21 protein-coding genes are annotated in these 23933 nt (G+C 60.7%); 9 read left to right on the top strand and 12 right to left on the bottom strand.

What is annotated here, in order from left to right:
* Positions 1–216 precede the first annotated feature (216 nt).
* Positions 217–1104, top strand: coding sequence for an acyltransferase (locus ACTJK7_RS21430; RefSeq protein ID WP_085654009.1), 888 nt, complete (start codon positions 217–219; stop codon positions 1102–1104).
* Between the two features lies 1 nt (position 1105).
* On the opposite strand, the gene ACTJK7_RS21425 is transcribed toward ACTJK7_RS21430, so the two are convergent.
* Positions 1106–1663, bottom strand: coding sequence for a DUF2780 domain-containing protein (locus ACTJK7_RS21425; RefSeq protein ID WP_011336267.1), 558 nt, complete (start codon positions 1661–1663; stop codon positions 1106–1108).
* A 263-nt stretch (positions 1664–1926) separates the two neighbouring features.
* Between ACTJK7_RS21425 and ACTJK7_RS21420 the strand changes: the two genes are divergently transcribed.
* Complete coding sequence (locus ACTJK7_RS21420; RefSeq protein WP_108563421.1) at positions 1927–2325, top strand: hypothetical protein; 399 nt, start codon at positions 1927–1929, stop codon at positions 2323–2325.
* A gap of 80 nt (positions 2326–2405) precedes the next feature.
* On the opposite strand, the gene fdhA is transcribed toward ACTJK7_RS21420, so the two are convergent.
* The 8 genes from fdhA to ACTJK7_RS21380 all read right to left on the bottom strand — a co-directional run bounded on the left by fdhA (position 2406) and on the right by ACTJK7_RS21380 (position 12318).
* Positions 2406–3605 carry a formaldehyde dehydrogenase, glutathione-independent gene (gene fdhA, locus ACTJK7_RS21415; RefSeq protein ID WP_011336270.1) on the bottom strand — a complete coding sequence of 400 codons (1200 nt, stop codon included), beginning with the start codon at positions 3603–3605 and terminating at the stop codon, positions 2406–2408.
* 201 nt (positions 3606–3806) lie between these two features.
* A complete protein-coding gene (gene purU, locus ACTJK7_RS21410; RefSeq protein WP_007959808.1) occupies positions 3807–4664 on the bottom strand; it encodes a formyltetrahydrofolate deformylase in 858 nt (285 codons plus the stop codon).
* A gap of 13 nt (positions 4665–4677) precedes the next feature.
* Positions 4678–5310 (bottom strand): sarcosine oxidase subunit gamma, encoded by a 633-nt coding sequence (locus ACTJK7_RS21405; protein WP_108563422.1) that lies wholly within the window; start codon positions 5308–5310, stop codon positions 4678–4680.
* Between the two features lie 132 nt (positions 5311–5442).
* Complete coding sequence (locus ACTJK7_RS21400; RefSeq protein ID WP_085654007.1) at positions 5443–8460, bottom strand: sarcosine oxidase subunit alpha; 3018 nt, start codon at positions 8458–8460, stop codon at positions 5443–5445.
* Positions 8457–8786, bottom strand: coding sequence for a sarcosine oxidase subunit delta (locus tag ACTJK7_RS21395; RefSeq protein ID WP_011336273.1), 330 nt, complete (start codon positions 8784–8786; stop codon positions 8457–8459). The genes ACTJK7_RS21400 and ACTJK7_RS21395 overlap by 4 nt, the downstream gene beginning before the upstream one ends.
* Positions 8787–8800: 14 nt before the next feature.
* On the bottom strand, positions 8801–10051 hold the full coding sequence (locus ACTJK7_RS21390) for a sarcosine oxidase subunit beta (RefSeq protein ID WP_003206307.1): 1251 nt from the start codon (positions 10049–10051) through the stop codon (positions 8801–8803).
* A gap of 20 nt (positions 10052–10071) precedes the next feature.
* Entirely contained in the window at positions 10072–11325 is a 1254-nt protein-coding gene (gene glyA, locus ACTJK7_RS21385) for a serine hydroxymethyltransferase (RefSeq protein ID WP_011336274.1), read from the bottom strand.
* 282 nt (positions 11326–11607) lie between these two features.
* Entirely contained in the window at positions 11608–12318 is a 711-nt protein-coding gene (locus ACTJK7_RS21380) for a TraX family protein (RefSeq protein WP_108563423.1), read from the bottom strand.
* Positions 12319–12445: 127 nt separating this feature from the next.
* On the opposite strand from ACTJK7_RS21380, the gene ACTJK7_RS21375 reads away from it, so the two are divergent.
* The 6 genes from ACTJK7_RS21375 to ACTJK7_RS21350 all read left to right on the top strand — a co-directional run bounded on the left by ACTJK7_RS21375 (position 12446) and on the right by ACTJK7_RS21350 (position 17811).
* On the top strand, positions 12446–13486 hold the full coding sequence (locus ACTJK7_RS21375; protein ID WP_064380249.1) for a threonine aldolase family protein: 1041 nt from the start codon (positions 12446–12448) through the stop codon (positions 13484–13486).
* A 314-nt stretch (positions 13487–13800) separates the two neighbouring features.
* Entirely contained in the window at positions 13801–14334 is a 534-nt protein-coding gene (locus ACTJK7_RS21370; protein ID WP_039768014.1) for an REP-associated tyrosine transposase, read from the top strand.
* Between the two features lie 248 nt (positions 14335–14582).
* Entirely contained in the window at positions 14583–15407 is an 825-nt protein-coding gene (locus tag ACTJK7_RS21365) for an SDR family oxidoreductase (RefSeq protein ID WP_108563424.1), read from the top strand.
* Positions 15408–15497: 90 nt separating this feature from the next.
* Positions 15498–15983, top strand: a complete 486-nt coding sequence (locus ACTJK7_RS21360; RefSeq protein WP_064380246.1) for an Hcp family type VI secretion system effector — start codon at positions 15498–15500, stop codon at positions 15981–15983.
* Positions 15980–17428, top strand: a complete 1449-nt coding sequence (locus tag ACTJK7_RS21355) for a hypothetical protein (protein ID WP_108563720.1) — start codon at positions 15980–15982, stop codon at positions 17426–17428. The genes ACTJK7_RS21360 and ACTJK7_RS21355 overlap by 4 nt, the downstream gene beginning before the upstream one ends.
* Entirely contained in the window at positions 17425–17811 is a 387-nt protein-coding gene (locus ACTJK7_RS21350; protein ID WP_064380244.1) for a hypothetical protein, read from the top strand. The genes ACTJK7_RS21355 and ACTJK7_RS21350 overlap by 4 nt, the downstream gene beginning before the upstream one ends.
* A gap of 67 nt (positions 17812–17878) precedes the next feature.
* Here the strand turns inward: ACTJK7_RS21350 and gbcB are convergent, their stop codons facing one another.
* Positions 17879–18979 carry a glycine-betaine demethylase subunit GbcB gene (gene gbcB, locus ACTJK7_RS21345; protein ID WP_011336281.1) on the bottom strand — a complete coding sequence of 367 codons (1101 nt, stop codon included), beginning with the start codon at positions 18977–18979 and terminating at the stop codon, positions 17879–17881.
* Between the two features lie 281 nt (positions 18980–19260).
* Between gbcB and gbcA the strand changes: the two genes are divergently transcribed.
* Positions 19261–20553: a glycine-betaine demethylase subunit GbcA gene (gene gbcA / locus ACTJK7_RS21340; protein ID WP_011336282.1), complete on the top strand. Its 1293-nt coding sequence runs from the start codon at positions 19261–19263 to the stop codon at positions 20551–20553.
* A 142-nt stretch (positions 20554–20695) separates the two neighbouring features.
* Here gbcA and ACTJK7_RS21335 read toward each other — a convergent pair whose 3' ends face one another.
* Together ACTJK7_RS21335 and ACTJK7_RS21330 are read right to left on the bottom strand one after the other, a co-directional pair.
* On the bottom strand, positions 20696–21940 hold the full coding sequence (locus ACTJK7_RS21335) for a metallophosphoesterase family protein (protein ID WP_323150826.1): 1245 nt from the start codon (positions 21938–21940) through the stop codon (positions 20696–20698).
* Between the two features lie 25 nt (positions 21941–21965).
* Complete coding sequence (locus ACTJK7_RS21330; RefSeq protein WP_108563428.1) at positions 21966–23834, bottom strand: hypothetical protein; 1869 nt, start codon at positions 23832–23834, stop codon at positions 21966–21968.
* Between the last annotated feature and the right edge of the window lie 99 nt (positions 23835–23933).

Here is a 23933-nt window from a genome sequence, read left to right as displayed (position 1 = left end):
CGTTGTTTACTTGATCGTTCCCACGCTCCGCGTGGGAATGCATCAGGTGACGCTCCGCGTCACAGGGACGCAGAGCGTCCCCGGCGGCGTTCCCACGCAGAGCGTGGGAACGATCAGACTAACGCCCCACAGGTGAAACATTCGTCACCGGCGGATTTGGCCTGTCGGCCGAAGCCACTTATCATGGCGCGCCCATCCGTTTTCCAAGAGTTGCTTATGCGCCGCCTGCTCACCGGCTGTTTCGTCACCCTGCTGCTGTTGTCCAACACCCTGGTGCTGTTCGGCCCGCTGATGGTGTTTGCCCTGCTCAAGCTGATTCTGCCGGGGCGCTTTCGCGACTACGCTTCGTGGGCGGTGATGTGGATCGCCGAAACCTGGGCGGAAATCGACAAGCTGATCTTCCGCCTGTGCATCCCCACGCAATGGGACATTCGCGGCGGCGAAAACCTGCGCAGCGACACTTCCTACCTGGTGATCAGCAATCATCAGTCCTGGGTCGATATCCCGGCGCTGATCCAGACCCTCAACCGGCGCACGCCATTCTTCAAGTTCTTCCTCAAGAAAGAGCTGATCTGGGTGCCGTTCCTGGGCCTGGCCTGGTGGGCGCTGGACTACCCGTTCATGAAGCGCTACACCAAGGCGTTCCTGGCGAAGAACCCCGAGTTGGCCGGCAAGGATCTGGAAATCACCAAAGCCGCGTGCGAGCTGTTCAAGCGCCAGCCGGTGACGGTGGTGAATTATCTGGAAGGCACCCGTTACACCGCCGCCAAAAGCACTCAGCAGCAGTCACCGTTCAGCCATCTGCTCAAGCCCAAGGCCGGTGGCGTGGCGTTCGTACTGGCGGCGATGGGCGAACAGCTGGACGCGATTCTCGACGTGACCGTGGTTTATCCACAGCAGAAGATTCCGGGGTTCTGGGACCTGATCAGCGGCAACGTGCCACGCGTGATCGTCGACATCCAGACCCGCGAGCTGGACCCGGCCCTGTGGCAGGGCGATTACGAAAACGATCCGGCGTTTCGCGAGAAGGTCCAGAATTGGGTCAACCAGCTCTGGACGCTCAAGGATCAGCGCATCGCCGAACTCAAGGGCGAGCGCCGCTGAGTCAACCGTTGGTGCCGGTGCCCCAGATGCTGCCCAGGCTTTGCAGCAGCGAACCGCCGACACCCTGCTGACCGAGGTATTGCAGGAGGATCGGGGCAAACTGGCCGACCATCCCGCTGTCCATGCCCAGCGCACCGAAGGCGTTGTTCAGGTCATTGGTGTCCTTGACGTTGCCCAGCGCATTTTCCAGCCCGGCGGACTTGCCCGACGAGCCGAGCAAACCGCTCAGCGCCGCCAGATTGCCAGCGCCGCCCGACAGCTTGTCGATGCCCGGCACTTCCTTGGCCAGCTCGGAATAGTCCGTGTTGCTCAGCTGGTTCTTCGCCAGTCCCAACATCGCACTGGTGCCGCCGACCGCTTGCTGCGGCGTGACGTTCAGCGCGCTCAAGGCACTCAACAGACCGGCGGTTTCCGAGGTCGGTGCCGCAGCGGCGGCCTTGTCCCCGCCTTGCATGCCCGATACCGCACCGGCCACGTCATTCAAACTGAAACCGGCAAACACCGGCCCTGCCGCCAGGGTCAGGAGCGATGCCAGGGCAAAACCGCGTGAAATCTTCATTCAGACATCCTCTTGTGGCGTGGATTGCGCCGGATACAGGCGCTCAAACTGCCGGTTTGACCGGACGACCGTCGGCATGTTCCAGCCGGTAAAGATCATTTTCCTTTAAAGAAACGCCACAAGACGACGGCCTTTAGCTCAGAAATTTTAAAAACCGACAGCGGTTATTTCGAAAAATGCTTAAAACCTGTCATTTATGACAGTTAACGAATAGAACATTAACAGACAGCATTACAGCTCAATCCCGTAACGGAGTACGAGTAATGTTGAAAAAAACATTTGCTGCTGCGCTGGTCACCGTTGCTCTCACCAGCACGGCCTATGCCGATTGCCCCGCTGTCACAACATTTATAAAACTGCCGGACGGCAGGTTCGTCGCGCAGATGAACCCCGAATTAGCGATACCGGTTGACGTCGATCCTGCCACTGCCAGTGAATCGGAGGTCCGGAGCCTTCTCTTCACCGCTGTACGCCTCAAGGAAAAAGATGATAAGGATAACGCCAGGGCCGTCTGCCAGTACGAAGATGGGAAAAAACCTTCTTTACTAGGGGCATCTTTGGTCTGGAAACCCGGGAAACCCATCACGCCTTCCGGTCCGAACTGGAAGAACGATGACTGTGCGACAAAGAGCGGGAACGTTGGGGACTGCCCGTTCCAGTAACGAGCCAAACAACGTACTTTTTGAAGCGTATGCAACGAAAAAGGGCAGCCCGACGGGCTGCCCTTTTTCATCTATGCAACTTACGCCGCACTGAACAACTTGTGCGGATCAATCACAAACTTCTTCGGCACGCCGGCATCGAACTCGCCGTAACCTTCCGGCGCCTGGTCGAGGCTGATGACCTGCACGCCCACCACTTCGGCGATGTTGATGCGGTCCCACATGATCGCCTGCATCAGCTGACGGTTGTACTTCATCACCGGGGTCTGACCGGTGTGGAAGCTGTGGGATTTGGCCCAGCCGAGGCCGAAGCGGATGCTCAGGCTGCCCATTTTCGCGGCGGCATCGACAGCACCAGGATCTTCAGTCACGTACAGTCCCGGAATACCGATCTTGCCGGCGACGCGCACTACGCCCATCAGCGAGTTGAGTACGGTGGCCGGGGCTTCGGATTTGACGCCGTCGTGACCATGACCACGGGCTTCGAAGCCCACGCAGTCCACTGCACAATCCACTTCAGGCTCGCCCAGCAGCGCGGCGATCTGTTCGTGCAGCGGGGTGTCTTTCGACAGGTCGACGATTTCGAAACCCTGAGCCTTGGCGTGGGCCAGGCGGATGGTGTTGACGTCGCCGACGATCACCACCGCAGCGCCGAGCAAACGGGCAGAGGCGGCAGCGGCCAGACCGACCGGGCCAGCGCCGGCAATGTAAACGGTGCTGCCCGGACCGACGCCAGCGGTAACGGCGCCGTGGTAACCGGTCGGCAAAATGTCGGAGAGGCAGGTCAGGTCACGGATTTTCTCCATGGCCTTGTCGCGGTCCGGCAGTTTCAGCAGGTTGAAGTCGGCGTACGGCACCAGCACATACTCGGCCTGGCCGCCGGTCCAGTCGCCCATGTCGACGTAACCGTAGGCACCCCCGGCACGGGCCGGGTTGACGGTCAGGCAGACGCCGGTGTGTTGCTCCTTGCAGGAACGGCAGCGCCCGCAAGCCACGTTGAACGGAACGGAGACCAGGTCGCCGATTTTCAGGCTTTCGACGTCGCTGCCCTTCTCGATCACTTCACCGGTGATCTCGTGTCCCAGCACCAGACCGACCTGAGCGGTGGTACGGCCGCGCACCATGTGCTGGTCGGAGCCGCAGATGTTGGTTGAAACCACACGCAGGATGACACCGTGCTCGATCTTCCTGCCGCGCGGATCCTGCATTTTCGGATAGTCGATTTTCTGTACTTCGACCTTGCCAGCGCCGAGATACACCACACCACGATTGCCAGACATGCTTTCACCTCGCTGTTGTTTTTATGGAACCGCGCCGCCCAGGCAGGCAGCGCGTTAAGTGCTCGGGTACAGATGCTGATGCTTGTGTTGCCTGTTATGGCCTCATCGCTGGCAAGCCAGCTCCCACAGGGGTTCTGGTTGGATTCAAATTTTGTGAACGACACAAAACCCTGTGGGAGCGGGCTTGCTCGCGAAAGCGATCTAAAGAACGACGGTTCTGTTGGCGTTCAAGAAAACCCTTCTTTCGATGTGATACCCGACAGCCCGGGCCAGGGTCAGGCCTTCGATGTCGCGGCCCTTGGCGATCAGGTCCTCGGGGTAGTGACTGTGATCCACCGCCTCGACGCCCTGGGCGATGATCGGCCCCTCGTCCAGGTCGTTGTTGATGTAGTGCGCGGTTGCGCCCACCAGCTTCACGCCCTTGTTGTAGGCCTGGTGATACGGTTTGGCGCCCTTGAAGCCCGGCAGCAGCGAGTGGTGAATGTTGATCGCCTTGCCATCGAGCTTGCGGCACAGCTCCGGCGACAGCACCTGCATGTAGCGGGCGAGGATCACCAGTTCAGCGCCGGCCTCTTCGATCACCTGCCACACCTGCCGCTCCTGGGCCGGTTTGTCGTTGGGGTCGAGGGGGAAATGGTAGTAGGGAATCTGGTGCCAGTCGGCCAGCGGCTTGAGGTCCGGATGGTTGGACACCACCGCCGCCACGTCCATCGACAACTGGCCGATGCGCTGGCGATAGAGCAAGTCGTTGAGGCAGTGATCGGCCTTGGAGACCATGATCACCACTTTTGGCCGGTAGTTCGGCGCAGTCAGCTCGAAGATCATGCCGAACGCCTGACCACGCTCGGCGAGGCCGGCGCGGAAGGACTGTTCGTCAAAACCGTCGGGCTGACGGAACTCCACCCGAATGAAGAACCGGCCCGAGAGCCGGTCATCGAACGAGTGGTGCTCGGTGACGTAGCAGCCCTGCTCGAACAGAAAACGCGTCACCGCGTCCACGGTGCCGAGAACGCTGGGGCAGTCGGCGGTCAGAATCCATGTATCCGGGGCGCGGCTCATCGTTTTCTCCTGATCAGGCCTGAACGCTGAGGCCGTATTCGGCGGACGCATCCTGCAACCACAACCACCAGTAATCCGAGAAGCTGCGGCGAATCAGCAGCTCCCAGATGTCTTCGGCGGTGTGGCGGATCATCAGCTGCGACTTGGCGAACACCGTGCCGACCGCCTTGCCGACCGGGAAGTTGTTCGGGTGCACGTCGTAGCTGGTGGATTTCATCAGCACCTGACGCACGTTCGGGCCGCTCAGTTCGAGCAACTGCTGGCCGCCGCTGACGTTGACGATTGCGATGTGCAGATCGCCCAGCGCTTCGCGCAGTTTCTGCTCGGCAGCGAACTCTTCACCGCTCGGCACGATCAGCAGCCACTCGTCCGGGCCCATCCATTGCAGGCTGGTTTCACCTTTGACGATCACGCTCAGGGCACCCGGCAATTCAATGCCCAGCGCCTTGTGCACACCGGCAGCGAATGCGGCATCGTGGCCGTCGCCACGGATGGTCAGATGGCCGAGGAGTTTCTTCTCGCGCACGGTCACACCGGCGTTCTTGCGGCCCTTGCCGACCAGGCTGGCGAGGTCGGCATGATGCAGCGACGACTCGGCCTTGGCCCCGGTGGTCGGGCGTTGTTGGTAAACGTTGGCTGCGGTCATAAAACACCTATTCTTTTGTTTGATCGTTCCCACGCTCTGCGTGGGAATGCCGCCATGGACGCTCTGCGTCCGCTCTTGGGACGCGGAGCGTCCCGGGATGCATTCCCACGCAAAGCGTGGGAACGATCAGTATCAAATGTTCTGGCGATCGCCTTTCGGATCGAAGAACACCGAAGAAACGATTTCCGCCTCGATCACGCTGCCATCCGCCAGCGGTGCGAACACCCGCTCGCCCATGCGCTTGAGACCGCCCTTCACCACACCCATGGCAAACGAATAGCCGAGGGAGTTGTGCGCATAGCTGGAGGTCACGTGGCCGACCATGGTCATCGGGATCGACTGCTTGGTGTTGAACACCAGCTGTGCACCTTCCGGCAGCCAGACGTTCGGATCGATCGGCTTCAGGCCCACCAGTTGTTTACGCTGGTCACGCACGCAGTCTTCACGGTTCATGCCGCGCTGGCCGATCCACGAGAACGGCTTGGTGCGACCGACGCACCAGCCCATGTTCAGGTCGTCCGGGGTCATCGAGCCGTCGGTGTCCTGGCCGACGATGATGAAGCCCTTCTCCGCCCTCAAGACGTGCATGGTTTCAGTGCCGTACGGGGTCAGGTTGTACTGCTTGCCCGCCTCGACGATTTTTTCCAGCACGCCCATCGCGTAGTCGGCCTGGACGTTGACTTCGTACGACAGCTCACCGGTGAACGAGATGCGGAACACCCGCGCCGGCACACCGCCGACCAGACCTTCTTTCCAGGTCATGAACGGGAACGCTTCATTGGCCAGGTCGATGTCGGTGACGGCGCTGAGCAGCTTGCGACTGTTCGGGCCGGACAGGGTCATGGTCGCCCAGTGGTCGGTGACGGAGGTGAAGTACACCTTCAGGTCCGGCCATTCGGTCTGGTGGTACAGCTCCAGCCACTGCAGTACGCGAGCCGCACCGCCGGTGGTGGTGGTCATGACGAAATGGTTGTCGGCCAGACACGCCGTCACACCGTCGTCGAAGACCATGCCGTCTTCCTTGCACATCAGGCCGTAACGGGCCTTGCCCACGTCGAGCTTGGTCCAGGCGTTGGTGTACACGCGGTTGAGGAACTCGCGGGCGTCCGGGCCCTGGATGTCGATCTTGCCCAGGGTCGAAGCGTCCAGCAGACCGACGCTGTCGCGCACGGCCTTGCATTCGCGTTTGACGGCGGCATGCATGTCTTCGCCGTTTTTCGGGAAGTACCACGGACGTTTCCACTGACCGACGTCTTCGAACTCGGCGCCGTTTTTCAGGTGCCATTGATGCAGTGCGGTGTAACGCACCGGTTCGAAGATGTGCCCGCAGTGACGACCGGCTACCGCGCCAAACGTCACCGGCGTGTAGTTCGGACGGAACATCGTGGTGCCCATCTGCGGGATGGTCACGTTCAGCGAACGGGCGGCAATCGCCAGACCGTTGACGTTGCCGAGCTTGCCCTGGTCGGTGCCGAAGCCCAGCGCGGTGTAGCGTTTGACGTGTTCGACCGACTCGAAACCTTCGCGGGTCGCCAGTTCGATGGCGGCGGCGGTGACGTCGTTCTGCAGGTCGACGAACTGCTTCGGCGCCCGCGAAGTGCCTTTCTCGTGCGGTACCTGGAACAGCGCCAGGGTTGGTTCTTCGAGACGGCTCAGGGCTTTCGGCAACACGGCTTCAACGGTCTGGAAACCGGCTTCGGACGCGGCGCGCACACCGCCTTCAAAACCGTCAGCCAGGGAGTCGCCGAGACCGTAGACGCCGTTGATGCCACCGACGCACACGCGTTTCTGCGGTGCTTCGCCCGGTACGAAACCGAGGATGTCTTCACGCCAGATCGGCTTGCCGCCGAGGTGCGACGCCAGGTGAACCACCGGGCTGTAACCGCCGGAGCTGGCGATCAGGTCGCAGTCGAGCCATTCGCCGGGGCTGGTGACCTTGTGGCCTTTGACATCGATCGCCGCCACGCGGGCAGCGGTGACGTGCTTGCTGCCACGGGCCTCGATCACGGCGCTGCCGGTGAGGATGCGAATGCCTTTGGCGCGCGCCTCTTCAACCAGTGCGCCACGCGGATTGCTGCGGGCGTCGGCGATGGCGACGACTTGCAGGCTGGCGTCGAGCCAGTCCAGCGCCACGCGGTAGGCGTGATCGTTGTTGGTCGACAGCACCAGTTTCTTGCCCGGTGCCACGCCGTAACGGCGCACGTAAGTCGACACCGCACCGGCGAGCATGTTGCCCGGCACGTCGTTGTTGCCGTAGACCAGCGGACGCTCGTGAGCGCCGGTCGCCAGCACCACACGCTTGGCGCGGACGCGGTGAATGCGCTGACGCACCTGGCCGATCGGCGCGCGGTCACCGAGGTGATCGGTGAGGCGTTCATGAATGGTCAGGAAGTTGTGGTCGTGGTAACCGTTGACCGTGGCGCGCGGCAACAGCAGCACGTCCGGAGTATTCTTCAGCTCAGCGATGACGCTGGCGACCCACTCCATCGCAGGCTTGCCGTCGAGGCTTTCGCGGGAGTCGAGCAGGCTGCCGCCGAACTCTTCCTGTTCATCGGCGATGATCACCCGGGCACCGCTGCGGGCAGCAGCCAGGGCAGCGGCCAGACCGGCCGGGCCGGCGCCGACGATCAGCACGTCGCAGTGCTGGTTCATGTAGTCGTAGGTGTCCGGATCGACTTCGGTCGGCGAACGACCAAGACCTGCGGCCTTACGAATGTACTTTTCGTAAGTCATCCAGAACGATTGCGGGTACATGAAGGTTTTGTAGTAGAAGCCCGGCGGCATCAGCTTGCCGCCGACCTTGCCGAGAATCCCCATCATGTCGTTGTTGACGCTCGGCCAGCCGTTGGTGCTGGTGGCGACCAGGCCCTGGTACAACGCCTGTTGCGTGGCGCGCACGTTAGGGATCTGGGTGGCTTCGGTAGCACCGATCTGCAGCACCGCGTTCGGCTCTTCGGCACCGGCGGCGAAGATGCCGCGCGGACGTGAATACTTGAAGCTGCGGCCAATGATGTCGACGCCGTTGGCCAGCAGGGCTGCGGCCAGCGAGTCGCCTTCAAACCCTTTGTAGGTCTGGCCGTTGAAGGTGAAGCTCAGCACTTTGTTGCGGTCGATCCGTCCACCGTTGGACAGGCGATTGGTCTGGCTCATACCTTCTCTCCCAGCGCCGTCGTGGCTGTTTTCGCAGTGTCAGCCTTGTCGGTGAATTGCGGCTTGGTGCCGATCTTGTAGGTTTCGAGAATCTCGTAGGTCACGGTGTCGCGGGTGACGTTGAAGTACTGGCGGCAACCGGCGACGTGATCCCACAACTCGTGGTGCAGACCGCGCGGGTTGTCGCGGAAGAACATGTAGTCGCCCCACTCCTCGTCGGTGCAGCTGTTCGGATCCAGCGGACGCGGAATGTGCGCCTGACCGGATGCGTGGAATTCCTCTTCGGAGCGCAATTCGCCGCAGTGAGGACAGAAGATATGCAACATGGGGATTTCTCCTGTTAGTGGGCGACAGCCGCAGCGCCGTGTTCATCGATCAACGCACCGTTGTGGAAACGGTCGATGGAGAAAGGTGCGGCCAGCGGGTGCATTTCACCCTTGGCCAGACTCGCGGCAAACACGTTGCCCGAGCCAGGTGTCGCCTTGAAGCCACCGGTGCCCCAACCGCAGTTGAAGAACATGTTCGGGACCGGGGTTTTCGAAATGATCGGGCACGCATCCGGCGTGGTGTCGACGATGCCGCCCCACTGACGGTTCATGCGCACCCGCGACAGCACCGGGAACATCTCGACGATGGCCTGAATGGTGTGCTCGATCACCGGGTACGAACCGCGCTGGCCGTAGCCGTTGTAGCCGTCGATACCGGCGCCGATCACCAGGTCGCCCTTGTCGGACTGGCTGATGTAGCCGTGCACGGCGTTGGACATGATCACACTGTCGATAATCGGTTTGATCGGCTCGGACACCAGCGCTTGCAGCGGGTGGGATTCGATCGGCAGACGGAAACCGGCGAGCTTGGCCATGTGCCCGGAGTTACCGGCGGTGACCACGCCGACGCGCTTGGCGCCGATGAAGCCCTTGTTGGTTTCAACACCGATGCACACGCCGTTTTCCTTGCGGAAACCGATCACTTCGGTCTGCTGGATCAAGTCCACACCGAGGGCGTCGGCAGCGCGGGCAAAACCCCACGCCACGGCATCGTGACGGGCCACGCCGCCGCGACGCTGAACGGTTGCGCCCATCACCGGGTAGCGGGTGTTTTTCGAGCAGTCGAGGTACGGAATTTCGTCCGCGACCTGCTTGGCGTTGAGCAGTTCGCCGTCCACGCCGTTGAGGCGGTTGGCGCTGACCCGACGCTCGGAATCACGGATGTCCTGCAGGGTGTGGCACAGGTTGTAGACGCCGCGCTGGGAGAACATCACGTTGTAGTTCAGGTCCTGAGACAGGCCTTCCCACAGTTTCATCGCGTGTTCGTACAGGTGCGCCGACTCGTCCCACAGGTAGTTGGAGCGAACGATGGTGGTGTTGCGCGCGGTGTTACCGCCGCCCAACCAGCCCTTCTCGACCACGGCCACGTTGGTGATGCCGTGCTCTTTGGCCAGATAGTAGGCCGTCGCCAGACCGTGCCCGCCACCGCCGACGATGACCACGTCGTAGACCTTTTTCGGGGTCGGCGTGCGCCACATGCGCTGCCAGTTTTCGTGGTGGCTGAGGGAGTGTTTGAAGAGGCCGAAGCCCGAATAGCGTTGCATAGTCATGTACTCCAGAACGCTCAGCGATAAACCGGGAAGTCAGCGCACAGGGCCGAAACCTGCTGGGCGACGTTGGCCTCGACATCGGCATCGCCGAGGTTGTCGAGGATGTCGCAGATCCAGCCGGCCAGCGTCACGCACTGGGTCACCTTGAAGCCGCGGGTGGTCACCGCCGGGGTGCCGATGCGCAGGCCGGAGGTCACGAACGGCGACTGCGGGTCGTTCGGTACGGCATTCTTGTTGACGGTGATGTGCGCGCGACCGAGGGCGGCGTCGGCGTCCTTACCGGTGAGGCCCTGACGGATCAGGCTGACCAGGAACAGGTGATTGTCGGTGCCGCCGGACACTACATCGTAGCCACGTTTGATAAATACGCTCGCCATCGCCTGGGCGTTGTCGATCACTTGTTGCTGATAGGCCTTGAAGCCAGGCTCCAGCGCTTCCTTGAAGCACACGGCCTTGCCGGCGATGACGTGCATCAGAGGGCCGCCCTGAGCGCCGGGGAATACCGCCGCGTTGAGCTTCTTCTCGATTTCTTCGTTGGCCTTGGCCAGGATCAGGCCGCCACGTGGACCGCGCAGGGTCTTGTGCGTCGTGGTGGTGACCACGTCGGCGTAAGGCAGCGGGTTCGGGTACAGACCGGCGGCCACCAGACCGGCGACGTGCGCCATGTCGACGAACAGCAGGGCGCCAACCTTGTCGGCGATCTGACGGAAGCGCGGGAAGTCGAGGGTTTTCGAGTAGGCCGAGAAACCGGCGACGATCATCTTCGGTTTGCACTCGACAGCCAGACGCTCGACTTCGTCGTAATCGATCAGGCCGGTCTTGGTGTCGATGCCGTACTGCACGGCGTTGTACAGCTTGCCCGAGGACGAAACCTTGGCGCCGTGGGTCAGGTGACCACCGTGGGCCAGGCTCATGCCCAGAATGGTGTCGCCCGCTTGCAGCAGCGCGAGGTACACGGCGCTGTTGGCCGAAGAACCGGAGTGCGGCTGGACGTTGGCGTAATCGGCGCCGAACAGTTGCTTGGCGCGTTCGATGGCCAGCGCTTCGACCTTGTCGACGTGCTCGCAGCCACCGTAGTAGCGCTTGCCCGGATAGCCTTCGGCGTATTTGTTGGTCAGGCCGCTGCCTTGCGCTTGCATGACGCGTTTGCTGGTGTAGTTCTCCGACGCGATCAGCTCGATGTGATCTTCCTGACGTTGCTCCTCGGCATTCATCGCCGCCAGCAGTGCATCGTCGTAACCCTGGATCTGGTCTTGCTTGCTGAACATCGCGTCTCTCCCAGCGGCATCTGTGCGCCATTCGTCTCGGTAAGGCACGGCGCTCAGCCAGTGCCCTTTGATGCGATGGTATGGCCGGCGCAGGGAGGTCAAATGCCTACGGACGCCACGCAAAGGTGCGTTTACGACATGGCCCGAAATGCCATTGCCAGACTCGATCTCGAAAACACCGGAAAACCTTGTGGGAGCTGGCTTGCCAGCGATGGCGGCGGCACATCCGACATTGATGGTGGCTGACCCAACGCTATCGCTGGCGAGCCAGCTCCCACAGGGTTATGTGAAGAGTTGGCGGACGGCGAGCAGCAGCAGGAAATGCGCGGGATAGAGGGCATACGCCCAGCGGTGCATCGGAGGTGGCTGAAGATGTCGCCCATGTCGCAACAGGAACATTCCGAGCATTGGCGCAAACAGACAGGTGGCCATGCCGAGGATGGCGACCATGTTGCCGAACTGCGCGGATTCGTAGAGCACCCGCCATTGATTCGCGGCCAGACACAGCAGGCCCGGCAACAGGCTGAAATACCAGGGTTTGCGAAACACCAGCAACGTCGCCAGCGGCAGCAGGACGCCGAACAGACCGAACATCAGTCGCTCCGGGAACAACGCGGCCACCAGCAAGGCGCCGACAGCCAGCAATCGCGAAACCAGTGCCTGATCCTGCCAGCCCCGCGCCACCAGCAAACCCAGCGCCAGCGTGGGCATCACGTTCAAGGTGTCGGGCTCGGGAATGTACAAACGGTAGGGAATCTCGCTGAGCAGGCTGAACAGCAGCAACCAGCCCAGATAGCGCCATTCGGTCTTGCGCGTGCCGTCCCGCGCCAGATTCGCCGCCATCGCCAGGCAGAACCACGGGAACGCCAGCCGCCCCGGCACATACAGCCAATCGGCGCTGATCCCGACATATCGCAGGTGATCGAGCAGCATGCTCAGCAGCGCCAGCCACTTGAGCAGATCGAGTGCGCCGTCACGCTGGCTCAGGTGCATAATCGGCTCGCATCCTTGTAAAGTTCTGACAGCGACATCCCGTGTGCTCCCCGGATGATCTTCGGTAAAGTGCGCACCCTCATTGACCAACGGAGCGCCACAAGCGCACCGATCACGGAAGCCGGCCATGACCGACAAGAGCCAACAATTCGCCAGCGACAACTACTCCGGTATCTGCCCTGAAGCCTGGGCTGCCATGGAACAGGCCAACCACGGCCACCAGCGCGCCTATGGCGACGATGAATGGACAGCCCGCGCCTCGGATGATTTCCGCAAGCTGTTCGAGACCGATTGCGAAGTGTTCTTCGCCTTCAACGGCACCGCCGCCAACTCGCTGGCGCTGTCGTCGCTGTGCCAGAGTTACCACAGCGTGATCTGCTCGGAAACCGCCCACGTCGAAACCGACGAATGCGGCGCACCGGAATTTTTCTCCAACGGTTCGAAACTGCTGATCGCCGGCACTGAAAACGGCAAGATCACCCCGGCCTCGATCCGCGAAGTCGCCCTCAAGCGCCAGGACATCCACTACCCGAAACCGCGCGTGGTGACGCTGACCCAGGCCACCGAGGTCGGCAGTGTCTACACCCCGGAAGAAGTCCGTGCCATCAGCGACACCTGCAAGGAACTGGGCCTGAACCTGCACATGGACGGCGCGAGGTTCTCCAACGCCTGCGCATTCCTCGGCTGCTCACCCGCGGACCTGACCTGGAAGGCCGGCGTCGACGTGTTGTGCTTCGGCGGCACGAAAAACGGCATGGCGGTGGGTGAGGCGATCCTGTTCTTCAACCACAAACTGGCCGAAGACTTCGACTACCGCTGCAAACAGGCCGGGCAACTGGCTTCGAAGATGCGTTTCCTGTCGGCGCCGTGGGTCGGCATCCTGGAAAACGACGCCTGGCTCAAATACGCCCGCCACGCCAACCACTGCGCGCAACTGCTGGCTGAACTGGTCAGCGACATCCCGGGCGTGGAACTGATGTTCCCGGTCCAGGCCAACGGCGTGTTCCTGCAACTCTCGGAACCGGCCATCGCCGCCCTGACAGCTCGCGGCTGGCGCTTCTACACCTTCATCGGCAAGGGCGGCGCCCGCTTCATGTGCTCGTGGGACACCGAGGAAGAACGCGTACGCGAACTGGCACGCGACATCCGCGACGTCATGTCGGCCTGATCGCCTCCTCCTTGATCGTTCCCACGCTCCGCGTGGGAATGCCTCCCGGGACGCTCCGCGTTCCTGCCGCACCGCCGATGCAACGCCTGCCACCGCCATGACGCGGAGCGTCGAGGGCTGCATTCCCACGCAGAGCGTGGGAACGATCAAACGCCGACTCTATGTTGACTTTTCCCACCTTCACTACAGACGTCTCTGCTAGCGAGATCACTTTATCGACCCCACTCTTCTCGTTCCCACGCTCCGCGTGGGAATGCATCCGGGGACGCTCCGCGTTCCTCTCAACAGCACCGCAAGATTCAAGGATGAATCCCATGGGCCGAAGCCGCTACACCATCACCGAACCCGAAAAGCCTCACTTCCTGACCTGCACGCTGGTGGAGTGGCTGCCACTGTTCGTCCGCCCTTACCTCGTCGACCACCTGCTCAACTGTTGGCGCTATCAACAAACCCACCAGCAACTGAAGCTCTACGGCTACGTGATCCTGGAAAACCACCTGCACTTCGTGGCCCAGGCGCCTGACCTGAGCAAATGCCTGAGCCAGTTCAAATCCTTCACAGCCCGACAGATCATCGATGACCTGCAAAACAGGGGTGCAGAAAGAGCATTGAAGCGCCTTCGCTTCAGCAAACGGGCGCACAAGGAAGATCGGGTGTATCAGATGTGGCAGGAAGGTGCTCACGCGGAGATGGTCTACAGCGAAGAAGTCATGCGCCAGAAACTCGATTACATCCACAACAACCCGGTAAAGCGTGGTTATGTGGAGCTGCCGGAGCACTGGCGGTATTCGAGCGCCCGAAACTATGCAGGGCTGGATGGGTTGATCGAGGTTCAGCGCTGGTACTGAAGCCCCTGATATCCCACACGCAGATCGCTTCCTGATCGTTCCCACGCTCTGCGTGGGAATGCCTCCCGGGACGCTCCGCGTTCCTGCCGCACCGCAGATGCAACGCCAGGCACCGTCATGACGCGGAGCGTCAACGGCTGCATTCCCACGCGGAGCGTGGGAACGATCTGAGACCGCGTTACCTTCACTGCTTGGTCTACATTGTCTGTCGAGCCATCGCTCACATAACAATAAGCAGGAGCATCCGCATGTCGCTGAAAGACAAAACCCTGTTCATCACTGGCGCAAGCCGCGGGATCGGTCGTGAGATTGCGTTGCGGGCTGCAAAGGACGGGGCCAATATCGTGATCGCGGCCAAGAGCGCCGAGCCGCACGCCAAGTTGCCCGGCACCATCCACAGCGTCGCGGCGGAAGTCGAAGCGGCCGGCGGCAAGGCCTTGGCGCTGCAACTGGATGTGCGGGATGAGGAGGCGGTGCGACAGGCGCTGGCTCAGGCCAATGAGCATTTCGGCGGGATCGATGCACTGGTGAATAACGCCGGGGCGATCAAGTTGACCGGTGTGCAGCACATCGAGCTCAAGCGTTTCGACCTGATGCACCAGATCAACACCCGCGCGGTTTTGCTGTGCAGCCAGGCGGCCCTGCCCTACCTGAAGAAATCCTCCGGGCACATCCTTAACCTGTCACCGCCGCTGAATCTGGCCAGTAAGTGGTTCGCCCAGTACAGCCCCTACACCGTGACCAAGTACGGCATGAGCATGCTGACGGTCGGGATGAGCGAGGAATTCGCCAACTACGGCATCAGCGTCAATTCGCTGTGGCCGCAGACCATGATCGCCACGGCGGCCATCGAATTTCAGCTGGGCAATCGGGAGTCGTTCAAGCATGCGCGCACGCCGCAGATCATGGCGGATGCGGCGCATGTGATTTTGAGTAGCAGCGGGCGGCGGATTACCGGGCGGTTGCTGATTGATGAGGAGATTTTGCAGGAGAGCGGCGTAACCGAGTTCGATCATTACCGCTTCGATCCGGGGAGTGATGCGAAGTTGATGACAGACCTGTTTATCGACTGAGCATTTTCAGAAACGACCTACGCCAGGGCCTACATAAACCAAACAGGCCTCGCCATAGACTGCCGACTCCATTTTCGAGGAGCGCAGACTATGGCGAACCCTGCCTACATGACCATCACCGGCAAGACCCAAGGCCTTATTTCAGCCGGATGTTCGACGCCGGAATCGGTCGGCAACAAATACCAGACGGCCCATACCGATGAAATCATGGTGTTCGCCCTGAGCCATGAAATGCGCCGCGACGCCAATCTCGGAAAACCCGTCCACCGGCCGGTCATCATCACCAAAGCGGTCGACAAATCTTCCCCACTGCTGGCTCAGGCGCATTCGACCAGCGAAGAACTGGACTGCACGATCAGCCTCTACCGCACTTCGCCCCAGGGGCAGCAGGAAAAATTCTATTCGATCACCCTCGACGGGGCGGTTCTCGCTGAACTGTCGCAGGATGTGCCGCACGTGATTCTGCAAAATGATGCCCAGCCTCAAGAACAACTGGCCATTCGTTACCGCGGCATCAGTTGGGTACACCACATTGCAGGCACCACTGGCTATACCTCGTGGGGCGAAGCGGGTTGAGTTCACGGCAGCATGATCTGTGCGATGTGCAGGACGCTGCCGGCAACCTGCTTGGACAGGCACTGACCATCGGAAACCGTCATCTGGCATTTGGCATTGCACGTGTGCAATTCCATCAACAAGTCGCGTACTTCGCCAAGCAAATTACCGAGGAGGTAGCGGACGGACGCCTGACGCCGCAGCAAGGGATCAATGCGCTTGTGCAGGAACAAAGAAACCTGTTGAACCAGTCCCGAGCCCTGCAGCAGAACAGACACGGCACGCTCACCGGCGCGGCCAGGACACCACACTTGTCGATGCTTCCACATGCCGCGGCAAGCCCCGATCCGCACCGTTTACTGCGGGCCGTTCGCCAGCAGAATCTGAGAGTGACGCGCCTGAACTCAGCCCCGCTCTCATCTGTGCATCCAGTCAACGACTTGCGATTTTTCCCCCGCGAACACTGGCCCCAGGAATTGCCGGCACCGGAGGAGCCTGGGTTCTACATCGTGCCCAAAAGTCTGTCCGCCGAGAAACTGCAGGCGCAACTGTTTCCGTCGCCCAACCCGAATGTCATCGCCAAATTCAAAAGCCTCAATCAGCTGGACGACGTGGTGAAAGCCGGAACGCTGATTGTCCTGAGCGACCCGGACAATCAGCAATGCACCTATGAAGAATCACTGCTGATGGAAACCGCGCACATCGTCAGCACGGCGCTGGCGCCGTTGACGGTGGAAGAGGCGGACTTTTTTGCCCAGCACTACGAGGTCATCAGACGGACGCTTTCAGATGGGTCGAAAGTTATTGGGGTTGGTACCGCTATGGCCGCTAACCATCTGGATGGCATAAAAGCCGCTTTGAAAGATATTGAGGAATTGCATACCAGCACGATCAAGGCCAATGGCAGCCTGAATTCAAAGGCATTCAAAAAGCGCCGCGCCGGATTACTTCAACGGCTGGACGGACAGCTCACCGGATTGACCAAGAGAGCCATCGGCCTCCCTGATTACCCAAACCTTAAAATCGCTTTAGGTATTGAGCATCCTCACCGGGTGCACCGTTGGAGAAAGGCTGGCGGCATCGGCCAGACGCCCGGGTACTCCACTCACATTCAAGGCGTAGTGAAAGCCTCGCAATACATCAAATACGGTGGCTGGATTGGTACGGCCGTGGGTGGCGGAGCCTCGGCAATGAAGGTTCAAGATGTCTGTACGAACGGCAGTGCCGAGGCATGCAAAAAGGTGAAATACACTGAAGCCGGAAGTTTTCTGGGTGGAGCTGTCGGTTCTGCTGTGGGTGCAAGCGCGGCCTCCACCATTTGCGTAGCAATCGGGGTATCGACCGCAGGTATCGCTGGGGTGCTGTGTGGGGTACTGGTTGCGGGAGCCGGATCTTTTACGATCGGCTCTGTGGGCGAAAAAGGCGGCGAAATCGCCGGTGAATTGATTTACGAGAAAATCCGATGAGTTATGCAACTGCAAGAGAAGCATTCATTATTCTAAACATCATAAATTTCGCCACACTCATAATAATAAACTGCATATCGCTATATATCGCAAAAACAAAAATAGAGCTAATTATCAGCAGCCTTCAGAACAGCTCAATATTAAGCGGCCTCATCATGCTATGGCATGGCGGGATACATGGGCGGATCTACATGATGGGAGAAATTTTTGGTTTCCTGAAACGCCCGGAAGTCTACATTTACCAAGGAAAATTGAGTGCAACCGATATAATAAATTTTCCACCAGATTTTAAACGCACGCTGCTGACACTGTATAAATATCAGCGAATTTCAGGCTTCATGTTTGTATTCTTTGGGCTTCTCGCCGTATTCGAAGTCATTTAAAAACAGCAACTAATGCCTTCTTGTGATTTCCCCTATGGGAGATCACAAGAAGGCCTGCAAACTAACCTCAATACTCGATCCGAACATCCCCCTTCGGCACACTGCAGCAAGAAAGAATGTACCCCTCCGCCTCGTCGTCCTCGGTGATCCCGCCGTTGTGATCCATCTCCACCTCGCCGCCCAGCTTCAGCACCTTGCACGTCCCGCAGATCCCCATGCCGCAGGCTTTCGGGATCATCAGGCCGACCTTGGCAGCCGCCGCATGCACGGTCTCGCCCGGCGCGACACGGATGCTCTTGTCCGAAGAGGTGAATTCCACCAGGTGCAGATCCGCCGCCGGGACTTCCGGTGCTTCCGCTGCCTGCTCGGCCTGTTCCACCGCGTCGGCACGAGCTTCCGGCGGCGTGGCGCCGAAGGATTCCTCGTGATAGCGCTTCATGTCGTAGCCGGCGTTTTCCAGCAGGCGCTTGACCGCCGTCATGTACGGCGTCGGGCCGCAGCAGAAGACTTCGCGCTCAAGGAAGTCCGGCACCATCAGTTCGAGCATCTTGTGGTTGAGGTAGCCGCGATAGCCGGCCCACGGCTCGCCGAGTCCGTGTTTCTCACAGATCAGGTGCAGGCTGAAGTTGTCGATCCGCGACGCCATGTGTTCCAGCTCGCGGTGGTAAATGATGTCTTTCGGCGAGCGGGCGCTGTGGATGAACGTCATGTCGACGTTGCCGTTGGTGTCGTAGAACCAGCGCGCCATGGACATCACTGGTGTGATGCCGACACCACCGCTCAGGTACAGCACTTTCGGGCTCGGGAAATCGATGGCGTTGAACAGCCCGACCGGGCCGTGTACCGCCAGTTCCTGGCCTTCATGCAGGGTGTCGTGCAGCCAGTTGGACACCTTGCCCCCCGGCACCCGCTTGATGGTCACCGAAAAGCTGTACGGCACCGACGGCGAGCTGGAGATGGTGTACGAACGCATGATCGGCTGGCCTTCTATCTCCAGCTCCAGGGTCACGAACTGTCCGGGCTTGAAGAAGAACAGGATCGGCTGGTCGGCCATGAAACAGAAGGTACGCACATCCCAGGTTTCCTGGATGACTTTGACGCAACGGACGATGTGTCGGCCATTGGCCCAGGTCTGGGTGGTGACCGGATTCAGGAAGCTGTTCGACATGCTGTTCTCCACGGCCGACTGTCGGCCTTCATGTGGCGATTCTGCGTATAGCGCAGACGGCCCGTTTACCTATCCGCGACATTCACATACTTATCGCGACCAGCCCCCAACCACCGGGGGTTGCGCGTCGGGAACAGATTGCACCATGTCGCCCATGGATAAGGTTCCGGGCAGCGCCGGCCCCACACTCGCCTCCAACACAAACAGATTCTTTACACCTTGCGCTGCAACCCTGATCAGCCACTTTCGCGGCCACGCAGATGGCCTTGAGGAATTCATCGATGGACACCGCAAAAATCAGCCTGGGCGACCCGCTGGAACCCGCACGCAAGGCCACCGCACAAATGCTCCAGGAGCGCGAGCGCACCTATTCGCTGCCGCAACCGTTCTACAGTGACGAGCGCCTGTTCGATATCGACATGCAGGAGATCTTCCAGAAAGAGTGGTTGATCGCCGGCATGACCTGCGAGATCCCGGCCAAGGGCAACTACATCACCCTGCAGATCGGCAAGAACCCGATCATCGTGATTCGCGGCGCCGAGGGCGTGGTACATGCGTTCCACAACGTCTGCCGCCACCGTGGCTCGCGCCTGTGCACCAGCGACAAGGGCAAGGTCGCCAAACTGGTCTGCCACTACCACCAGTGGACGTATGAGCTGGACGGTCGCCTGCTGTTCGCCGGCACAGAAATGGGCGCCGACTTCGACATGAAGCAGTACGGCCTCAAACCGGTAAACGTGAAGACCGCCGGCGGTTACATCTTCATCAGCCTGGCGGAGAACCCGCCGGCCATCGATGACTTCCTGTCGACCCTGAACCACTACATGGAACCGTACGACATGGAAAACACCAAGGTGGCGGTGCAAACCACCTTGATGGAAAAGGCCAACTGGAAACTGGTGCTGGAAAACAACCGCGAGTGCTACCACTGCAGCGGTTCTCACCCGGAACTGTTGAAAACCCTGCTGGAGTGGGACGACGTCACCGACCCGCGCGCCGACCAGGCGTTCAAGGATCACGTCGCCGCCTCCGCCGCTGCCTGGGAAGCCGAGAAGATCCCTTATGCCCACGCCAGTTTCGGCCTGCGCAACCGCATCGTGCGCATGCCGCTGCTCAAGGGCACCGTGTCGATGACCATGGACGGCAAACAGGGCTGCGCCAAGCTGATGGGCCGGATCAAGAACCCGGACCTGGGCTCGATGCGCATCCTGCACCTGCCGCACTCGTGGAACCACTGCATGGGCGACCACATCATCGTGTTCACCGTGTGGCCGATCAGCGCCCAGGAAACCATGGTCACCACCAAATGGCTGGTGCACAAGGATGCGGTCGAAGGCGTGGACTACGACGTCGAACGCATGCGCCAGGTGTGGGACGCGACCAACGATCAGGACCGTCGCCTGGCCGAAGAGAACCAGCGCGGGATCAACTCCACCGCCTACCAGCCGGGCCCGTACTCCAAAACCTATGAGTTCGGCGTGGTCAACTTTGTGGACTGGTACAGCGAGCGGATGCTGAGCAACCTCGGCGCCGAGCCTGCGCCGTACCTCAAAGGCGTGCCGGTCCAAGGCTGATTGCATCTGACCGATCGTTCCCACGCTCTGCGTGGGAATGCAGCCGGGGACGCTCTGCGTCCCAAAAGCGGACGCAGAGCGTCCATTGAGGCATTCCCACGCGGAGCGTGGGAACGATCATGGCGTCCTTATAGCAACCGCATCATTGCGATGACCACCTTACCGAGCCATCCTCCCCGATAAACTCCTCGAAAATCTCCTCCCCCACCAACCTGATCTTCGCGTACCCGTTCAACACCCGCAGCGGATAGTCCGGATCGTTCGCATCCTGCGTCTCCGAAAACAACACCCGCGAATGCCCGTTCAGCTCGCTGGTGGTGCCATAGGGAATCGCTCCGTGCCCGGCGCAGCGCGCACGCAGTCCACCCTGCGGCGCATAGACAATGCCGTTGTGCAAATGGCCCCAATACCAATAATCCGGCTCACGCCCCAGCGCATCGCACACCGGTTGATACAGCGCAGTCTTGTGGTGCCCGGTGATGTCGAAGCCCTGATGGTGGCTGAGCACCATGAGTTTCTTGCGTTTCGGCAGTCCCTTCATCCATTCGATCTGCGGCTTGTTCAACGTGCCGTCCATGTACAGGTTCATGACGTCCGAGGCGTACGCCGTGTCCAGCCCGACAATCAGCCAGTCATCGTTGATCAGGGCGAAGTAGCTGGTGCCCTGCTGCCCCGGAAAACGCGCCGCCAGTTCCTTGAAGTAACCGTGGGCGCCGCTGTACATCTCGTGGTTGGAATTGAGGGTGAACGAGCCGTGGGTGCCCATCGGCCAGCCGGCCATGTCGGTGTCTTCCTGGGAGTGAGTGCCGGCGTAATAGACATCCCCCAGGTGAATGGTGAAATCGGCATTGGCCAGTTGCATCTGGTTGGCCACCGACACCGCCGGCGCATGACTGTTGAACGGCCCGGTGCCCCAGTCGCCGGCAATCGCCAGCGTCACTTCGCGCTCCATTTTCACCAGCGCCGGATCGGTGCCGAAGGTCGCGTGATGGCGCAGGTTCTCGATCCACTTCAGCAGCGCCTCGCTCCACAGCAGATCCAGCAGCTCCCATTTGCGGCAGCCAAGCAACGTGCCGTCCTTGAGCACTTTGGTCTGCAATTGATCGGGCGATTGCGGCAACGGCGTCGCGTTGCCGATACGCAGGATCGACAAACCGTGGGCCAACTCCCACGGCACGGCCGGCTCGTCGGTCGGCAACTCGCCGTGCTTGAGCACGTATTGCGCCTGATCGTGACCGCGTTGGAGCAACTTGATGATGGCCTCGAATTCCTTGGGTTCGAGTTCGCTGATGAGCTTCATCCAGGCCATTTCGATGCGCGTGAACAAGCCGTGCAGGCGCAGCTTGACCTTGTCGTATTCGTGTTTCAGATGACCGACCGCTGACATGGCGAAATCCTCTATCCGTAAGGGTTCACAGGGTTTTCATGAATTCGATCAGTGCACGCTTGTCGTCGTCCGACAGCGTCGTGCCGTACAGGTGACCGCTGTTGTGGTTGCCTTCCAGGCGCGTGTCGTAGGTGAAGTCCGCCGAGGCCTTGGCCTGGGCGCCGCTGGTCACGAAGCCGACGTTGACCGGGTCGTAGACATCGGAGCCGGTGATGAACACCTGCGGACGTTTTTCCGGCGGTTGCAGCAAGTCCCACAGGGTCGGCACCGAACCGTTGTGCAAGTAAGGTGCACGCAGCCAGATGCCGTCGGTAGGCGTGTTGCTGTAGCTCTGGGTCTTGCGGTAGGCGCCGAAATCGAACGGCGGTTTCTTGAAGGTGTGGAACGCCGCCACCAGCCCGGTGGTGAACGAGTTCAGCCGGTGCGGATCGGTGCCGAGCTGGTCGATGTTGGTGGTGACCTGCCCGGTGTCGGTACGCCCGAAGTCATGACAACTGGCGCAATTGGTTTCCCAGATCGGTTTGCCCTGGGCGACTTTGGCCTGATCGAGTGCCCATGGCCACGCCGGCGGCTTGTGGCCGAGCAGCCAATTGGTCACCCGGTTGAAACTCGGCGGCAGCACCGATTCCGGCGTCGCGCCTACGGCCATCGCAGCGGCGTAGTTGCGTTCGTGGATCTTGTTGTTATTGCCGTCCCAGTGCAGGTACATCGATTCCCGGGGTTTCTGGTTCCACACCTGTGGCAGGTCGACGGTGCCGATGGTCGAGTCATCCGGGAAGCCGAACACCACCATTTTCGTCGGGTTGAAGGTGTCGGTACGCCCCGGTCCCTGTTGCGGGCGCAGCTTCTGCCAGGCGTAGGCCTGCTTCTGTTTGAGCAGCGCGGTCTTGGCCATCGGGATGATCAGGTAGCGGTTGTAGAGCTTCTCGAAAAAGCCCAGCTGGAATTTGCTGTTGATCGCCGCCATCACCGCGTCGGTGGTGAATTTCGGATCGCTGGCGCAATCGTAGGCGAACCACTGGAAGGCCTGCAGTTGCAGGGTGTTGGCCGGTGCACTCGGCACGTTGACTGCAACGTCGCTGGCATTCGCCCGGTAGGAGCCGGTGTGGCACAGCGCGCAGTTCGGCTCGACGGTCGGGTATCCGATCTGCCGCTTGGCCATGCCGATCGGCAGGTCCTTGCCGTTCTCGAACAGGAAACCGAAGACTTCCCAGCCACCGGGTTTCGGCAGTTTTTCCGGGCACATCTGCGGCAGCACGGAGAACAGGTAATACGGAATCCGCGCCTCGATACCCAGGCCAATCGCGGCGTATTTGTAGTGATCTTCGTCGGAGGCGTAATCCTGCTCCGGCACCACGCGCAGCATCTGATACCAGGTCTGGTAACCGATGAACGCCAGCAAAGCCACCACGACCAGCGTGCCGACCTTGAACGCGTGACTCTGCCAATGCCGCGCCCACGCCGCCCGCCACTCGCGCCAGCCGTCACACAGCAGGGCCAGTGGTCGGTTTTCAGGGGTGGTGCCGAGGTACAGCAGGATGCCGAGGATCAGGAAAAAGCTCAGGTCGCCCATCAGCATCGGCACGAACACCGAACCCTGACTACTGGTGTTGATCAGGTAAATCCAGAACGCCACGGCGATCAGCCGCGTCAGCACGCACAGCCAGGAATGCACCACGTAGCGTGGCGCATTGAAGCCCGACGGCATGTAGAACACGCTGATGCCCACCAGCAGCATCCCGGCGTTTTCCAGCCACGGGTCGGAGAGCTGCGGCGGCAGGCCGACCACCGATGTCAGCAACCCCGGCGCGAACAGCGCCGGGATCGCGAACACCATGTTCATCGCAATGCCGAGCCAGATGAAGCGTTGAAACCAGCGGATGTAGCTGTCCATATCAGTTCCCCAGATCGTTCCCCCGTCGAAGCGTCGAACCGTCCGCGGGGGAATGCATCTCGTGACGCTCCGCGTCACAAAAACGGACGCAGAGCGTCC

This window comes from Pseudomonas sp. 22085 (genome assembly GCF_052045815.1).
GTDB lineage: Bacteria > Pseudomonadota > Gammaproteobacteria > Pseudomonadales > Pseudomonadaceae > Aquipseudomonas > Aquipseudomonas glycinae.
Note: the sequence above shows the minus strand (reverse complement) of the source record. Positions and strands in the feature narration are given on the sequence as shown.

Coding starts and splice junctions, on each gene's coding strand:
- ACTJK7_RS21430 (WP_085654009.1), top strand. CDS start 217: ATGCGCCGCCTGCTCACCGGCTGTTTCGTCACCCTGCTGCTGTTGTCC.
- ACTJK7_RS21425 (WP_011336267.1), bottom strand. CDS start 1,663: ATGAAGATTTCACGCGGTTTTGCCCTGGCATCGCTCCTGACCCTGGCG.
- ACTJK7_RS21420 (WP_108563421.1), top strand. CDS start 1,927: ATGTTGAAAAAAACATTTGCTGCTGCGCTGGTCACCGTTGCTCTCACC.
- fdhA (WP_011336270.1), bottom strand. CDS start 3,605: ATGTCTGGCAATCGTGGTGTGGTGTATCTCGGCGCTGGCAAGGTCGAA.
- purU (WP_007959808.1), bottom strand. CDS start 4,664: ATGAGCCGCGCCCCGGATACATGGATTCTGACCGCCGACTGCCCCAGC.
- ACTJK7_RS21405 (WP_108563422.1), bottom strand. CDS start 5,310: ATGACCGCAGCCAACGTTTACCAACAACGCCCGACCACCGGGGCCAAG.
- ACTJK7_RS21400 (WP_085654007.1), bottom strand. CDS start 8,460: ATGAGCCAGACCAATCGCCTGTCCAACGGTGGACGGATCGACCGCAAC.
- ACTJK7_RS21395 (WP_011336273.1), bottom strand. CDS start 8,786: ATGTTGCATATCTTCTGTCCTCACTGCGGCGAATTGCGCTCCGAAGAG.
- ACTJK7_RS21390 (WP_003206307.1), bottom strand. CDS start 10,051: ATGCAACGCTATTCGGGCTTCGGCCTCTTCAAACACTCCCTCAGCCAC.
- glyA (WP_011336274.1), bottom strand. CDS start 11,325: ATGTTCAGCAAGCAAGACCAGATCCAGGGTTACGACGATGCACTGCTG.
- ACTJK7_RS21380 (WP_108563423.1), bottom strand. CDS start 12,318: ATGCACCTGAGCCAGCGTGACGGCGCACTCGATCTGCTCAAGTGGCTG.
- ACTJK7_RS21375 (WP_064380249.1), top strand. CDS start 12,446: ATGACCGACAAGAGCCAACAATTCGCCAGCGACAACTACTCCGGTATC.
- ACTJK7_RS21370 (WP_039768014.1), top strand. CDS start 13,801: ATGGGCCGAAGCCGCTACACCATCACCGAACCCGAAAAGCCTCACTTC.
- ACTJK7_RS21365 (WP_108563424.1), top strand. CDS start 14,583: ATGTCGCTGAAAGACAAAACCCTGTTCATCACTGGCGCAAGCCGCGGG.
- ACTJK7_RS21360 (WP_064380246.1), top strand. CDS start 15,498: ATGGCGAACCCTGCCTACATGACCATCACCGGCAAGACCCAAGGCCTT.
- ACTJK7_RS21350 (WP_064380244.1), top strand. CDS start 17,425: ATGAGTTATGCAACTGCAAGAGAAGCATTCATTATTCTAAACATCATA.
- gbcB (WP_011336281.1), bottom strand. CDS start 18,979: ATGTCGAACAGCTTCCTGAATCCGGTCACCACCCAGACCTGGGCCAAT.
- gbcA (WP_011336282.1), top strand. CDS start 19,261: ATGGACACCGCAAAAATCAGCCTGGGCGACCCGCTGGAACCCGCACGC.
- ACTJK7_RS21335 (WP_323150826.1), bottom strand. CDS start 21,940: ATGTCAGCGGTCGGTCATCTGAAACACGAATACGACAAGGTCAAGCTG.
- ACTJK7_RS21330 (WP_108563428.1), bottom strand. CDS start 23,834: ATGGACAGCTACATCCGCTGGTTTCAACGCTTCATCTGGCTCGGCATT.